This window comes from Aurantiacibacter spongiae (genome assembly GCF_003815535.1).
Lineage (GTDB): Bacteria > Pseudomonadota > Alphaproteobacteria > Sphingomonadales > Sphingomonadaceae > Alteraurantiacibacter > Alteraurantiacibacter spongiae.
The window spans coordinates 1,916,672-1,930,051 of record NZ_RPFZ01000001.1; the positions used below are offsets into that span (position 1 = coordinate 1,916,672).

General features: G+C 65.1%; 15 protein-coding genes. 6 read left to right on the forward strand and 9 right to left on the reverse strand.

Translation table 11 applies throughout. The annotated features are described in order from the left end of the window. Nucleotides 1–10: 10 nt before the first annotated feature. From mmsB to EG799_RS09330, 3 genes are read left to right on the forward strand one after another with little or no spacing between them, the layout of a single operon-like run. On the forward strand, nucleotides 11–883 hold the full coding sequence (mmsB, locus tag EG799_RS09320) for a 3-hydroxyisobutyrate dehydrogenase (RefSeq protein ID WP_123880562.1): 873 nt from the start codon (nucleotides 11–13) through the stop codon (nucleotides 881–883). A gap of 12 nt (nucleotides 884–895) precedes the next feature. Next, on the forward strand, nucleotides 896–2,257 hold the full coding sequence (gene gdhA, locus EG799_RS09325; RefSeq protein WP_123880564.1) for an NADP-specific glutamate dehydrogenase: 1,362 nt from the start codon (nucleotides 896–898) through the stop codon (nucleotides 2,255–2,257). Between the two features lie 12 nt (nucleotides 2,258–2,269). Further along, entirely contained in the window at nucleotides 2,270–3,055 is a 786-nt protein-coding gene (locus tag EG799_RS09330) for an enoyl-CoA hydratase-related protein (RefSeq protein WP_123880566.1), read from the forward strand. A gap of 24 nt (nucleotides 3,056–3,079) precedes the next feature. Here the strand turns inward: EG799_RS09330 and EG799_RS09335 are convergent, their stop codons facing one another. The 6 genes from EG799_RS09335 to EG799_RS09360 form a co-directional block, all read right to left on the reverse strand. Continuing rightward, a complete protein-coding gene (locus EG799_RS09335) occupies nucleotides 3,080–3,886 on the reverse strand; it encodes a class I mannose-6-phosphate isomerase (RefSeq protein WP_123880568.1) in 807 nt (268 codons plus the stop codon). A gap of 11 nt (nucleotides 3,887–3,897) precedes the next feature. Continuing rightward, the gene (locus tag EG799_RS09340) at nucleotides 3,898–5,175 is read right to left on the reverse strand and encodes a glycoside hydrolase family 130 protein (RefSeq protein WP_234029098.1); all 1,278 of its coding nucleotides are present in this window, start codon (nucleotides 5,173–5,175) and stop codon (nucleotides 3,898–3,900) included. Beyond that, entirely contained in the window at nucleotides 5,162–7,408 is a 2,247-nt protein-coding gene (locus EG799_RS09345; RefSeq protein WP_123883004.1) for a glycosyltransferase family 4 protein, read from the reverse strand. The genes EG799_RS09340 and EG799_RS09345 overlap by 14 nt, the downstream gene beginning before the upstream one ends. A gap of 451 nt (nucleotides 7,409–7,859) precedes the next feature. Further along, nucleotides 7,860–8,051 (reverse strand): helix-turn-helix transcriptional regulator, encoded by a 192-nt coding sequence (locus tag EG799_RS09350; protein WP_123880572.1) that lies wholly within the window; start codon nucleotides 8,049–8,051, stop codon nucleotides 7,860–7,862. After that, the gene (locus tag EG799_RS09355) at nucleotides 8,048–8,632 is read right to left on the reverse strand and encodes a hypothetical protein (RefSeq protein WP_123880574.1); all 585 of its coding nucleotides are present in this window, start codon (nucleotides 8,630–8,632) and stop codon (nucleotides 8,048–8,050) included. The genes EG799_RS09350 and EG799_RS09355 overlap by 4 nt, the downstream gene beginning before the upstream one ends. Nucleotides 8,633–8,634: 2 nt before the next feature. Then, nucleotides 8,635–8,817, reverse strand: coding sequence for a hypothetical protein (locus tag EG799_RS09360; RefSeq protein ID WP_123880576.1), 183 nt, complete (start codon nucleotides 8,815–8,817; stop codon nucleotides 8,635–8,637). Nucleotides 8,818–9,231: 414 nt separating this feature from the next. Here EG799_RS09360 and ftsH point away from each other — a divergent pair, with 414 nt between their 5' ends. Both ftsH and EG799_RS09370 read left to right on the forward strand, forming a co-directional pair. Next, nucleotides 9,232–11,175 carry an ATP-dependent zinc metalloprotease FtsH gene (ftsH, locus tag EG799_RS09365; RefSeq protein ID WP_123880578.1) on the forward strand — a complete coding sequence of 648 codons (1,944 nt, stop codon included), beginning with the start codon at nucleotides 9,232–9,234 and terminating at the stop codon, nucleotides 11,173–11,175. Nucleotides 11,176–11,210: 35 nt separating this feature from the next. Beyond that, nucleotides 11,211–11,504 carry a hypothetical protein gene (locus EG799_RS09370; protein WP_181950893.1) on the forward strand — a complete coding sequence of 98 codons (294 nt, stop codon included), beginning with the start codon at nucleotides 11,211–11,213 and terminating at the stop codon, nucleotides 11,502–11,504. A gap of 24 nt (nucleotides 11,505–11,528) precedes the next feature. On the opposite strand, the gene EG799_RS14330 is transcribed toward EG799_RS09370, so the two are convergent. Together EG799_RS14330 and EG799_RS09375 are read right to left on the reverse strand one after the other, a co-directional pair. Beyond that, nucleotides 11,529–11,756 (reverse strand): hypothetical protein, encoded by a 228-nt coding sequence (locus EG799_RS14330; protein ID WP_325051110.1) that lies wholly within the window; start codon nucleotides 11,754–11,756, stop codon nucleotides 11,529–11,531. A 72-nt stretch (nucleotides 11,757–11,828) separates the two neighbouring features. Next, the gene (locus tag EG799_RS09375; RefSeq protein ID WP_325051111.1) at nucleotides 11,829–12,596 is read right to left on the reverse strand and encodes a DUF3667 domain-containing protein; all 768 of its coding nucleotides are present in this window, start codon (nucleotides 12,594–12,596) and stop codon (nucleotides 11,829–11,831) included. A gap of 98 nt (nucleotides 12,597–12,694) precedes the next feature. Between EG799_RS09375 and EG799_RS09380 the strand changes: the two genes are divergently transcribed. After that, nucleotides 12,695–12,928, forward strand: a complete 234-nt coding sequence (locus EG799_RS09380) for a DUF3072 domain-containing protein (protein ID WP_123880580.1) — start codon at nucleotides 12,695–12,697, stop codon at nucleotides 12,926–12,928. Between the two features lie 71 nt (nucleotides 12,929–12,999). Here the strand turns inward: EG799_RS09380 and rpoZ are convergent, their stop codons facing one another. Further along, on the reverse strand, nucleotides 13,000–13,344 hold the full coding sequence (rpoZ, locus tag EG799_RS09385; protein WP_123880582.1) for a DNA-directed RNA polymerase subunit omega: 345 nt from the start codon (nucleotides 13,342–13,344) through the stop codon (nucleotides 13,000–13,002). Between the last annotated feature and the right edge of the window lie 36 nt (nucleotides 13,345–13,380).

Here is a 13,380-nt window from a genome sequence, read left to right on the forward strand (position 1 = left end):
GGGCGGGCACATGAAAATCGCATTCATCGGCCTTGGCAACATGGGCGGCGGCATGGCCGCGAACCTGGCAAAAGCGGGGCACCAGGTGCGCGCGTTCGACCTGGCGGAAGACGCGCTTGCCACCGCGCGCGCCAAGGGCTGCGAAACCTTCGCGGATGCCGCCAGCGCGTGCGAGGGGGTGGAGGCGGTCGTCTCCATGCTGCCCAATGGCGACATCGTGAGCCAGGTCTATACCGACAGCGTCATCGGCCATGCGTCCGAGGGCGCGGTCCTCATGGATTGCTCGACCATCGACGTGGCCACCGCGCGCGACGTGATCGCGGCGGCAGAGCAGGCCGGCTATGACATGGTCGACGCGCCGGTTTCGGGCGGCATCGCCGCGGCGGAGGGCGGGACGCTCACCTTCATGGCCGGCGGCAGCACCGCCGCCTTCGAGCGCGCCAGACCGGTACTGGAAGACATGGGCAAGGCGGTGATCCACGCCGGTGATGCCGGCAACGGACAGGCCGCCAAGATCTGCAACAACATGCTTCTCGCCGTGCAGATGATAGGCACTGCGGAGGCGTTCAAGCTGGCCGAGAAACTGGGCCTCGATCCGCAGACCTTCTACGATATCTCCAGCGTATCCTCGGGCCAGTGCTGGTCGATGACGAGCTACTGCCCGGTCCCCGGCGTCGGCCCGAAATCGCCGGCGGATAACGATTACCAAGGGGGCTTCGCAACAGCGCTGATGCTGAAGGATCTTCGGCTGGCCATGGATGCCGCGGCGGGCGCGCACGTCAATCCACGCATCGGCGGCCGCGCCAAGGAGCTGTACGAGGCCTTCGATGCCGCGGGCCACGGCAGCCGCGACTTTTCCGCCATCATCACCGAATACGACTGAGGACGCGAACCCTTGGCCAGCAAAGCCGACCAGCAGGTCGACCTCGATACCTTCATCTCCGGCGTAGAGAAGCGCAACCCGGGTCAGGGCGAATTCGTCCAGGCGGTGCGCGAGGTATCCGCCGACATCTTCCCGTGGTTAGCCGAACGCGGCGAATACCACGACGCGCAGATCATGCGGCGGCTGGCCGAACCCGACCGCATCGTCTCCTTCCGCGTCTGCTGGCAGGACGATGAGGGCCGCGTCCGGGTGGAGCGCGGCTGGCGCGTGCAGAACAACAACGCCATCGGCCCCTACAAGGGCGGGCTGCGCTTCGACGAAAGCGTGACCGAGAGCGTCCTCAAGTTCCTGGCGTTCGAGCAGACCTTCAAGAACTCGCTCACCGGCCTGCCGCTGGGCGGTGGCAAGGGGGGATCGAACTTCAACCCGAAGGACAAGAGCGACGAAGAAATCATGCGTTTCTGCCAGTCTTTCATGACAGAGCTGTACCGCCATATCGGCCCGAACATGGATGTTCCGGCGGGTGACATGGGCGTGGGCTCACGCGAGATCGGTTACCTTTTCGGCCAGTACAAGCGCATCACCGGCCGCTGGGAAGGCGTGATGACGGGCAAGGCGATCGAATATGGCGGGTCGAAGATGCGACCCGAGGCGACCGGATACGGTGCGGTCGAATTCGCCTGCAACATGCTCCACCACCGGGACGACACGCTGGAGGGCAAGACGGTGCTCATTTCCGGCTCGGGCAATGTCGCGCTCCACGCTGCGGCCAAGGTCATCGCGAAAGGCGGCACGGTGCTCACGCTATCCGACAGTGACGGCTTCATTCACGATCCCGACGGCATAGACGCCGACAAGCTCGACTGGATACGCGACCTGAAGCTGGAACGGCGCGGCCGCATCGGCGAATATGCCGACGAATACCGGGGGGCCAGCTTCCAAGAATGCGATACGCCGTGGCGCGTCGACGCCGACATAGCCATGCCCTGCGCGACCCAGAACGAGATCGACGGCGATGCCGCGCGGGCACTGCTCGGCAACGGGATATTGGCGGTGGTCGAGGGCGCGAACATGCCCGCCACCGCGCAGGCCTCGAGGGCGTTCCGCGAGGCGGGCATTCTCTACGCGCCGGGCAAGGCCGCCAATGCCGGCGGCGTCGCCGTTTCCGGTCTGGAGATGAGCCAGAACGCAGAGCGCATCAGTTGGGAAAACGACAAGCTCGACCGCATGCTCGCCGATCTCATGCGCGACATCCACGAACGCTGCGTCGAACACGGCGCGGATGGCGAGGGCGGGGTCGATTACGTGAAAGGCGCGAATATCGCGGGCTTCCGCAAGGTGGCGGACGCCATGCTGGCATTCGGCGTCGTTTGACAGGAGGACATCATGGCCGATTACGAAACCATCACCACCCGCAAGCAGGGCGCCGTCACGCTGGTGACGATCAATCGTCCCGATGCGCTGAACGCGCTCAACACCACGGTTCTCGCCGATCTGATCGAGGCGTTCCGCGACTTCGACGGCGACGAGGGGCAGCGCTGCGCGGTGCTGACGGGCGCGGGCGACAAGGCTTTCGCCGCGGGCGCCGACATCAAGGAGATGGCAGACAAGCCGGCCGCCGATTTCTATGCCGAGGACTTCTTCGCCGGGTGGACCGAACACTTCACCCGCGCCACGCGCAAGCCGTGGATCGCCGCGGTCAACGGCTTCGCGCTCGGCGGCGGCTGCGAAGTCGCGATGATGGCGGACTTCATCATCGCATCGGACCGCGCGAAGTTCGGTCAGCCCGAGATCAAGCTGGGGGTGCTGCCCGGCATGGGCGGATCGCAGCGCCTGGCACGCGCCGTGGGCAAGGCCAAGGCGATGGATCTGTGCCTGACCGGCCGGATGATGGACGCGGCCGAAGCGGAGAGCAGCGGCCTCGTCGCCCGCGTGGTCGAACACGACCGGCTGATGGACGAAGCCATGTCGGCTGCCGAGGCGATCGCGAGGATGGCTCCGCTCGCGGCCATCGCCAACAAGGAAGCGGTCGATGCCGCCTTCGAGACGACGCTCGATCAGGGCATCCGTTTCGAACGCCGCCTGTTCCAGGCCATCGCCGCCACCAGCGACAAGGCCGAGGGGATGAAGGCCTTCATCGAGAAGCGCGATCCGCAATGGACGGGGCGTTAGACGGCGGATCGCCGGCCGCGCCGTTCACCCCGGCGGTGCGGCGATCAGGCACCTGCCGTCAGGCGCAAAGGTGACGCTGGCGAGGTCGGGGGCGAGCGCGCACTGGCCGGGACTGACCACGTCGCCGCCGGTCACGTTGACCTGCCCCGACAGCGGGATCACCAGAAGCGGGCCGGCATAGGCATACAGCAGGCCTTCGTCCGCCACCCCGTCGACCCGGTCCAGCCGGAAATGCGGTCCGTCGACCAGCGTGACATCGCCCGACGGCGGCAGCATCTGGTGAAGGCCCATGTCGTAGGGTTCGCCCCTGGCGACCTTCATTCCTTCCTCCAGATGCAGTTCGCGGGGGCGACCGTAATCGTAGAGGCGGTAGGTGATGTCCGAATTCTGCTGGATTTCGATGATCGAACACCCCGCGCCGATGGCGTGAACGGTGTTGGCGGGGATGTAGTAGAAGTCGCCCGGCTGCACCTCGTGCCAGGTCAGCAATTCCTCGATACTGCCGTCCTTCGCCGCGGCGCGCATCTCGTCTTCATCGAGCGTCGTGTCGAAGCCGATGCCCAGCACCGCGCCCGGCTCCGCATCGACAACCAGCCAGCATTCCTCCTTGCCCTGCTGGCCAAGTCCCTGCGCCAGCGTCTGTTCGTCCGACGGATGGCACTGGACCGAAAGCTTGTCGCTGGTGAACAGGTATTTGACCAGCAGCTGCGGCAGCCGGTCGGGCGGCTCGAACCAGATTTCGCCGATACGCTTGCCCTCGGGCGCTTCGAACGGGGGCGGCAGATCCTCGCGCCCCCAAACCTTCTCGACGGTCTTTACGGGCAGCAGCATGGCGGGACGTCCTATCGCATCAGATCGAGCAGCTCGGCGATCTCGACCGTGGCGAAGCCGACCGCGCTATCCGATATACCATAGGGCACCAGCAATCGTTCCCCGACCCTGAGCACGCCGCAGGTATAGACGACGTTGGGCACGTAGCCGCTGCGATCGGCGTTTTCCGCGGTCAGCACCGGCTCCTTCACGCGGCCGATCATCTTCGTCGGGTCGTCGAGGTCGAGCAGCGCGCAACCCAGCGAATACTTGCGCATCGCGCCCACGCCGTGCGTGAAGAACAGCCAGCCCTCGTCCGTCCTGATCGGGCTGCCGCAATTGCCGATCTGCACGAATTCCCAGGGATACTCCGGCTCCATCAGCAGCTTGCCCTCGGTATTCCAGCAATCGAGCCGGTCCGATTTGAGCAGATAGAGGTTCTTGCCGTCCTGCCGCCCGATCATGGCGTATTTTCCGCCGATCTTCTCCGGAAAGAGCGCCATGCCCTTGTTGCGCCCGGCGCGCCCCTCGATCGGTTGCAGGTCGAAATTGGCGAAATCGCGCGTGCGCAGCAGTTCGGAGCGGATCGATTTGCCCGAATAGGCGGTGTAGGTGCCGATCCATTCGTAGTCCCCGAACCCGTGGTCGAACCGGACCATCCGCAAGTCTTCCAGCCCGCCGGCCTGCTGTTCGGTGATGGGGAAGATCACCGTGTTGCCGAGTGAGCTTTCCTTGTGCCGGTGAACGGTGACGGAGGCATCGCTGTCGGTCAGCGTCTCGTCGTCAAGTTCGACCGAGGTCGCGAAGGCGCTCTGCGGCCACAGTTCGAAACCGCCGTCGGGGGTGGCGATCCCTTCGCGAAAGGCGATCGACGATATGTGTCCTTCGCCCACGGCACGCAGCGACATGACGAAGCGCACCGCATCGCCCTTCATTCCGCTCTGGTCGGGATGGGGAACGATGGACGGGTTCATCAGGGCCGCCGCGGCATAGGTGTATTCGTGGCAGAAATACGCGCCGATCAGGCGCTGCCGTTCCCGCGAGAACCGACCCTTCTCGAGCCCCAGATGGGTCTCCACCTCGGCGAAGCGATCCTCGAACATCTGTTCGGTCTGCCAGTGCCGTTCATCGAAATCGCGACGCACGCGCCGGTATTCGGTCGCCGCGCGCGTTTCGCTCAGCGAGGCGACGTCCTCGACCAGCCGCATGGCGCGCCCGCTCTTCGAACGGCGCGACTGCCAGCCCAGGTGAAACGGCCGCAGCACGACCCGCGAGGGATCGGCGTGCAGCCGCTGGTCAAGAAGCTGCAAGGGTGTTTTCGGTCCGTTCGTTTCGCGCGCCAACGTCCGCATTCCCCGATTCGCCGCGAGAGGCCATCTCGAGCGCTATCATGGAATAATGCGACAGTTGGAAGGCCAGGATACTTTCCGCTCCACAGTTCGCGTTGGCGCCGCGCGGATTGATTCCGTCGCGGCAACGCCCGCTGGCGAGGTCTGCCAGCACCACCCCGCGATCGTTGGCACCGTGAAACCAGTTCCAGGCGATGCGCGCATGATCGATCCAGCGCGGCTCGCCGGTGGCGGCGAAGGCGGCGCGTGCGGCCTCGATGGCGGCCTGCGCCTCCAGCGGCTGCTGATCGAACGGAAGGTGCGTGCGGGGATGGCCGAAACTGTCGGACCCGATGGGGCGGAAGTGCCCCTCGGCAGAGGTCTGCTGGCGCGCGATCCAGTCGAGCGTTTCCAGTCCGGCGGCGGTAAAATCCGGGCGGCCCAGCGCCATTCCGGCCTCGATCAGGGCCTGCGACAGCCGCGGATTGTCATATCCCAGAACCGCCTCGAACCACGCCCAGTCGGGCCGGCGCGACGCATCCAGCAGATGCGCGAGGAAGGTGCCACCGCGCTCCAGCACCGCGCGCGAGGCGCCATGATCGGGATCGACGCGCAGCCGCGCCGCGCAGCCGAGCATGGTGAAGGCCATCGCCCGCGGGCTGCCGGCCTCCTCGAGCGATGGCAGGGTGCGGTCGAACCACATCTGCGCCCAGCTGCGAATGTCGGCGTCGGGGGCGTTTTCCAGCGTGGCGCCGAGGGCCCAGAGGCCCCGGCCGTTGGAATCTTCCGATCCTTCCTCCTCGCACCAGGTTCGGTCGAAATTCATGAAATTGCGGAAAACGCGCGCGTCCTCGTTCCAGGCGTGCTGGACGAAGCTGGCATAGCGCATGGTCCACCTGGCGCGTTCGGTGGGTTTGAGACCCTCCGCCACGTTCATCAGCATCAGCGCCCTTGCGTTGTCGTCGAGGCAGTAGCCGTGCCGCCGGTCGGGCACGATGCCAATGGCGTGCTGGAACATGCCGGTCGCATCGCTCATCGCGAATACGCCGGTGAGGCCCGGCGTCGCGGTGACGGGCGCGCGCCGCGGGGCGGGGGCGACGGCGCCCTCCACCAGTTGCGCCGCGCCCTCGGCGAAGCGCGGCCAGATCGTCTCGCGCCCCTTCGCATAGGCGCGTCGCTGCAAGGCATCGAGCGCATCACGGTCGTCGAGCAGGCGGTTCACCTCCCGTGCGATCGATTGCGCGGATTCGGGTTCGATCAGGCAACCGGCTCCGTCCCGCAGCAATTCGCGCGCGTGGAGATACGGCGTCGCCAGCACCGCCTTGCCCAGCGCGACCGCGTAGCTGAGCGTACCCGAGGTCGATTGCTGAAGATTGGGGTAGGGCGTCAGATAGATGTCACACGCCTCCAGCTGATCGAGCAGTTCCTCGGTATCGACGAAGCGATCGACCCACTCGATATGGTCGGCGACGCCAAGCTCCGCGGCGCGCGCCTTCAGCCCTTCGCGGTAGGTTTCACCCTGTTCGGCCACCAGGTTGGGATGCGTCGCGCCGACGATGCGGTAGAGCACGGCGGGGTGCCGTTCGACGATGGCGGGCAGCGCCTCGATCACGTATTCCAGCCCCTTGCCGGGGCCGAGCAGGCCGAACGTCGTCAGCACGTCGCGTCCCGTCAGGCCGAGCCGTTCCTTGAATTCGGCCTGCCTGCCGAACGGGCGATCGGGCGCGCCGTGCTCGATCACGGTCAGGATCTCGTGCGGGGCGCCGTAGCGCGTGGCGAGCAGATCGCGCGCGTGGAAGCTCATCACCATGATGGAACTGGCGCGGTTCACCAGATGGGAGAGGATCGCTTCCTGCCGCTCGCTCGGTTCCCCCAGCACGGTATGCGGGGTGAGGATCAGCGGGGCCGCCAGCCGATCCACGAGGTCGCAGACGAACTGGCCGTCATCGCCGCCGAAAATCCCGTATTCGTGCTGCAACCAGACCGCATCGACGCCGCTTTCGTTGATGATGCGCGCCGTTTCGAAAAAGCTTTCGCGGTCGCGTTCGTCGATTACCCCCGCCACGCCTTCGTAGCGGATCGGCTGGTCGGGATTGTCGAGCGCGTACACGTCCACCTCAACATGGCTTTGAAAGCGGGCGAGCTGTTCGACGATATCGGCGCTGAACGTGGCAATGCCGCACTTGCGCGGGGCGAAGGTGCCAATCAGGGCGATACGTCGCGGACGGGGGCGGGCGACGGGCGCGGGCGCGAACGGACGGGTATCGGAACGAGCGGGGCGGGCGGCGGTCTTGCCGAACGGGAAGACCGGCTTCGCCGCACCGGCATCGCGGCTGGCGGGAGCGGGTCGGGGTTGCGAAACGGATTTGCTCAAGGGGTCTCGTCCAGTCCTGTCGTCCGCGATCCCCTCAGCTCGCGGGTATGTTAATGCTGCACTGCATCACGTTCTGTTGTGCAGTGCAAGATATTTGATGCGGTCACCGGTTATTCGGCATGAGAAAGCAATGAAATTACACATTTCCATAATTTCGCCGCATCGCCGCACGGCTTACCCGTTCAATCGCACGTGCGAACAATACGTTCCCGCCGGCGACGTCATGAAGGTTAACCGTGCCCTCCGCGCGACCGGTTCGTCGAACCGGCGACTTGCCGCAGCGACCTGCGCCTCACTCGCGCAGGAATATGTCCTCTATCGCCAGGCCGAACAGGTCTGCGATGCTGAAGGCGAGGGGCAGCGACGGATCGTACTTGCCGGTTTCGATGGCGTTCACGCTCTGGCGGGAGACCTGCAGCCGGTCGGCCAGTTCCTGCTGGCTCCATCTGCGTTCGGCGCGCAGGACGCGCAGGCGGTTGTTCATTCGTCCGCCCCCGCGCGGTTGGCGAGGGCTTGCCAACCTTGCGCCAGTCCCATCCCGATCGCCCAGAGCGGAAAAGCGTACCAGCCCGGCGCATGGGGCACGAGTTCGAAGGTTTCGAGAAAACCCCAGAAGCAGGCGACCCCCAGCAGGAGCGCCAGTCCCACCAGCGAGGACACCGCGGAACGGTAGCGCAGATATTCGTCCCGCTCCTCGATGAGATAGCGCGCCATCGCCCAGATCATCGCCAGGATCGGCACGACCGGCAGCAGGGCCAGCACCATCGTTGCCGCTTCACCCACGTTGTACCGGTCGAAGATAGAGATCGCCGCGCCCAGGCCGAGCACGTAGCCGAGCCCGGCGATCATCATCCGGCGATTGTAGCGCAGCACGGCCAGGTTGGCCGAGCGCTTCGCCTTGTCCATCGCGCGTACGAACAATCCGGCCGGCACGAAGGCCAGGGCCAGCAGGATGAAGCCGCTGGTGGAATCGATCGCGCCGCTCAGCTTCAGACCCGATACGGTCGCGATCGCGGCGAGGGCGGTCGCCGCCCAGATGGCGGGGCGGTTGTCTGTTCTGGCCACGGTCATTCTCCCGCGCGCCTGAACGACGGGCGACACGAGCGGCCCGAAATCGAAATCCATGCCAGTGCGGGCAGGATGACGAACATCGTCCGCGCCGCGTCGCGGTCAACGATTCCCGCGCGGACGCCCAGTGCCAGCAGGATCATGGCGGCGGCCCAGGGGAGGGCCTTGCGGATTGTGGTCATGTCAAGCTCCCTTGCTTTGATGTAAAGGACGCTAGACATGCGAGGCGATGTTGTCAAGCTAACTTGTCAATTGGATTGGCGTCCTTGACGTGGCTTGCGGTTCGGTCCGCCCCGGGCCTTTCCTACGGCAGCGTGAGGATGCAGGGATGCAGTCCGTGCCCCCGCCCTGCCTCCCCCGCCGCCACTCGACATCTTCCGAAAATCGGTCGGGCAATCTGTCAACTTTGGATTCAGGGCGCACGATACTGAAATATCACAATAATATCTGGCAATCTGACGTGAGGTCGTGTCAACTTCGTCAACCGGATCACCCGGACCCGTCCAGCCGTCCGAAACGCCGAAGCACGTCGCCCGCGTTATCTTGCCATTCACCCGCGCGCGCCTACATTGTCGGGTGAAAGGATCGTGCCTCAGATGAGCGACAATCAGGAACCCGACAACACGCCCAACCCCTGGATGAAGAGCCTGGTGGTATGGGGCGGGATATTCCTCGCCCTGCTGCTGGTCGTCTCGATGTTCGGCGGATCGCGGGAAACGGCCGGAACGCAGATCAGCTATTCCGACTTCCGCGACCGCGTGGCCGAGGGCAGCGTGCAGGAAGTCACGATCGCGCCCGATCTCATCACCGGCACGCTGAAGAACAACGGCACCTTCTCGACCGTGCCCGTCGGCAGCGATCCGGGGCTGACCGACATGCTCGACCAGGCCAATGTCGAATATTCGGGCAAGCCCGCCGATCAGGGCAATCTGTGGGCGGCGATTCTCGTCAACACGTTGCCGTTCCTGCTGATTCTCGGCATCGCCTTCTTCGCGCTGCGCCAGGTTCAGAAGGGCGGTGGCTCGGGCGCGATGGGCTTCGGCAAGTCCAAGGCCAAGCTGCTGACGGAAAAGCAGGGCCGCGTCACATTCGACGATGTCGCCGGCATCGACGAGGCGCGCGAGGAATTGCAGGAGATCGTCGAGTTCCTCAAGGATCCCTCGCGTTTCTCCAAGCTCGGCGGCCAGATTCCCAAGGGCGCGTTGCTGGTCGGTTCGCCCGGTACCGGCAAGACCCTGCTCGCCCGTGCCATCGCGGGTGAGGCGCGCGTGCCGTTCTTCACCATTTCCGGCTCCGACTTCGTGGAAATGTTCGTGGGCGTGGGCGCCAGCCGTGTGCGCGACATGTTCGAACAGGCGAAGAAGAATGCTCCGTGCATCGTCTTCATCGACGAGATCGACGCGGTCGGCCGGCACCGTGGCAACGGCATCGGCAATTCCAACGACGAGCGCGAGCAGACGCTGAACCAGCTGCTCGTCGAAATGGACGGTTTCGAGGCGAACGAAGGCATCATTATCATCGCCGCCACCAACCGCCCCGACGTGCTCGATCCCGCGCTGCTGCGTCCGGGTCGCTTCGACCGCCAGGTCGTCGTCCCGATCCCCGATATCGACGGGCGCGAGAAGATCCTTGCCGTCCACATGAAGAAGGTGCCGCTGGCGCCGGACGTGAACGCCCGCACCATCGCGCGCGGCACGCCGGGCTTCTCCGGCGCGGACCTCGCCAATCTGGTGAACGAGGCGGCGCTGCTCGCCGCCCGCCGCAACAAGCGCCTGGTCGCCATGCAGGAATTCGAGGACGCGAAGGACAAGGTCATGATGGGTTCCGAGAGGAAATCCATGGTGATGACCGACGACGAGAAGAAGATGACCGCCTATCACGAGGCCGGCCACGCCATCGTCGCCGTCCACGAGCCCGCGTCGGATCCCATTCACAAGGCGACGATCATCCCGCGCGGCCGCGCGCTGGGCATGGTCATGCGCCTGCCCGAACGCGACAACTACTCCTATCACCGCGACAAGATGCACGCCAACCTTGCCGTCAGCATGGGCGGGCGCGTGGCGGAGGAGATCATCTTCGGACATGACAAGGTTTCGTCCGGCGCTTCTTCCGACATCCAGTACGCCACCGATCTGGCCAAGAACATGGTCACCAAGTGGGGCATGTCCGACAAGCTCGGCCCGCTGATGTACGAGCAGAGTCAGGAAGGCTATCTCGGCATGGGGCAGACCCAGCGCACGATGGCGGGCGCGGAGACGAACAAGCTCATCGACGCCGAGATCAAGGATCTGGTCGAAAGCTCGCACCGCCGCGCGACCGAGGTGCTGACCGAGCACGAGGACCAGTTGCACCTGCTGGCGCAGGCCATGCTCGAATACGAGACGCTGACGGGCGAGGAGATCAAGACGCTGCTCGAAAACGGCAAGATCGACCGTCCCGACACGCCGAGTGGCCCGGTGGCCGTGCAGCCGAGCCACGGATCCGCCGTTCCGCGCGCGGGCAAGCGTTTCGGCGGCGGCGAAGCGCCGCAGGGGGCCTGAAACCCGGCCCGGTCATCGACAGGAGTGCCTCGACCATGAAGACCTTCGTTTCGCCAGTCGTCTTGCTCGCCCTCGTCGCCGGCGTCTCCGCCTGTTCGGAATCGACGCAGGATTCCGCTCAGAAGGCAGCCCAGGGCGCCGCCGCCGATACCGAGGCGAACGCCAAGGTTGCCGGCGAACGTATCCGCGAAGGAGCCATCGTCGCCGCCGACAAGCTCAGCGAAGGGGCGGCCGACCTGCGCGACGACATGGCCGAGGACGAGGCCGATTACGACGCCAACGAGAAGACCGTGACCGATCCCGCGGACCGCGAGCCGAACACGGACTGAGGCTCGCTCCGTCGAGGGGCTTTCCTACATCGCGCCGAGCAGGAACAGGATGTTCACGAACAGCGCGACCGCGATCCAGATGAACGCGCTCAGGATCAGGAGCCGCCAGATCGTCGAACGTCGCGAAAGGCCGTAGGCCCCGCGCAGTTGCCTGTAGACATGGATCGGCGGCACGACGAGCGCGAGACATAGCGCCAGCGTTCCGAAACCGGCCACGCCGATCAGCGATATGACGATGAACAGCATCGTCATGAAGCTCAGCGAGTAGGTGACGAAAATCGCGTGGTCATACGCCTTGGACTGGCGCCGCCATGCGAACAGCAGCTAGACGAAGGGAATGGAGATCGGGATGAGCAGCCAGCTGAACTTGTAGCTGTTCGCCTGGAACTTGTAGAGCATCAGCCCCGGATTGTCGTTCCACTTCTTGGCCAGCTTGTCGATCAGGGGAATCCCAGTCCCGTCAGTGCCGAAATTGATGAAGGAACGTTCGTCATCGACCACGTAGCGCCGGTTCTGCCACAGACCGTCGAGATCGTCTTCGACCTGCTCGATCGCAGCCTCCGTCGCGGCGCGCTGCGGATCGTCGGCGGGCATCTCGTCAAGTTGCGCCTGTGCCGCATCGCGGCGCGCCTCGAGCTGCCGCTCGACGCTGGCGAGGCCCGCTTCCGGGCTTATCCTGCCTTCGAGGTCGGTGGGCGCAGTCAGGCCGGCCATCTGAAAGATCGCGAACATCAGGAATACCGCGAAAAGGAACAGCGCCATCGGCGAGACGAAGCGCGCCCGTTCCCCGTCTATGTAGCGGCGGGTGAGGGAACCGGGCTTCAGCGCCAGCATGGGGAGCGTGCGCCACAGCTTGCCCTCGAAATGAAGGGCGCCGTGCAGCAGATCGTGCATGAACGCGCCGATGGTGCGATGGACATGGCCCTGCTGCCCGCAGGCCCGGCAATAGGCTCCGGTCAGCTCCGTCCCGCAGTTGAGGCAGGCTTCCGGTTGGTGGGGATGCGGGCGCTTGGCACCGGAATCGGGATCGAGCGCGCGGGCCAGCAAACCACCTTGTGCTGCCGTTCCGATACCGTCGAACAGATCGCTCATGCCGCCCCTCCGCCGGGCGCAATCTACCGCACGACGGGCTTATGTCGAGACGGAACAAAAGGTGATCGAAGCGGTTGAACGGAAAAGGAGCAAGGCCCATGAGCAGTACCATACCATCCGACCACCCGAAGTCCGATCCGGTTACCAATGCCCAAAAGGATCCCGACAACTGGACCACCGGAGACGAAGCCATGACCGGGGCGCAGGCTAGCTATCTCAAGACCTTGTGCGAGGAAGCCGGCGAGCCGGACTCCTACGACGAGACACTGTCGAAGGCGGAAGCTTCGAAGCGCATCGACGCCTTGCAGGACAGGACGGGGCGGGGCGCCTGACGGGCATGAAGACGAAAGAAAAAGGGCCGCGCCGTTGCCGGCGCGGCCCCTTTATTCGCCAATAACGGCCCTCAACCGTCGTAATCGCTGCCGATCGAGGTCGAACGGGTCGGCGCGGCGGCCGACAGGCGCATGGCTTCTGCCGACTGGCTCAGCGAACCGATCTCGTCCGCTTCGTCCTCTTCGTCGGGCAGGACACGCTGGAGCGACTGCACGACCGATTCGGTCAGATGCTTGGGCTTCACGGTCTGTTCCGCGATCTCGCGAAGGGCGACGACCGGGTTCTTGTCCCGGTCGCGATCGACGGTCAGTTCCGCGCCACCGGAAATTTCCCGCGCCCGCTGGGCGGACAGAAGAACGAGATCGAAACGGTTGGGGATCTTGTCGACGCAATCTTCAACTGTAACGCGCGCCATGGGCACTCCGATGAAACTGGGATGGATGAAAGGGCG

Coding starts and splice junctions, on each gene's coding strand:
- EG799_RS14330 (WP_325051110.1), bottom strand. CDS start 11,756: ATGACGATGCTGTTCATCGTCATATCGCTGATCGGCGTGGCCGGTTTC.
- mmsB (WP_123880562.1), top strand. CDS start 11: ATGAAAATCGCATTCATCGGCCTTGGCAACATGGGCGGCGGCATGGCC.
- EG799_RS09330 (WP_123880566.1), top strand. CDS start 2,270: ATGGCCGATTACGAAACCATCACCACCCGCAAGCAGGGCGCCGTCACG.
- rpoZ (WP_123880582.1), bottom strand. CDS start 13,344: ATGGCGCGCGTTACAGTTGAAGATTGCGTCGACAAGATCCCCAACCGT.
- EG799_RS09380 (WP_123880580.1), top strand. CDS start 12,695: ATGAGCAGTACCATACCATCCGACCACCCGAAGTCCGATCCGGTTACC.
- EG799_RS09350 (WP_123880572.1), bottom strand. CDS start 8,051: ATGAACAACCGCCTGCGCGTCCTGCGCGCCGAACGCAGATGGAGCCAG.
- ftsH (WP_123880578.1), top strand. CDS start 9,232: ATGAGCGACAATCAGGAACCCGACAACACGCCCAACCCCTGGATGAAG.
- EG799_RS09360 (WP_123880576.1), bottom strand. CDS start 8,817: ATGACCACAATCCGCAAGGCCCTCCCCTGGGCCGCCGCCATGATCCTG.
- EG799_RS09375 (WP_325051111.1), bottom strand. CDS start 12,596: ATGAGCGATCTGTTCGACGGTATCGGAACGGCAGCACAAGGTGGTTTG.
- EG799_RS09370 (WP_181950893.1), top strand. CDS start 11,211: ATGAAGACCTTCGTTTCGCCAGTCGTCTTGCTCGCCCTCGTCGCCGGC.
- EG799_RS09335 (WP_123880568.1), bottom strand. CDS start 3,886: ATGCTGCTGCCCGTAAAGACCGTCGAGAAGGTTTGGGGGCGCGAGGAT.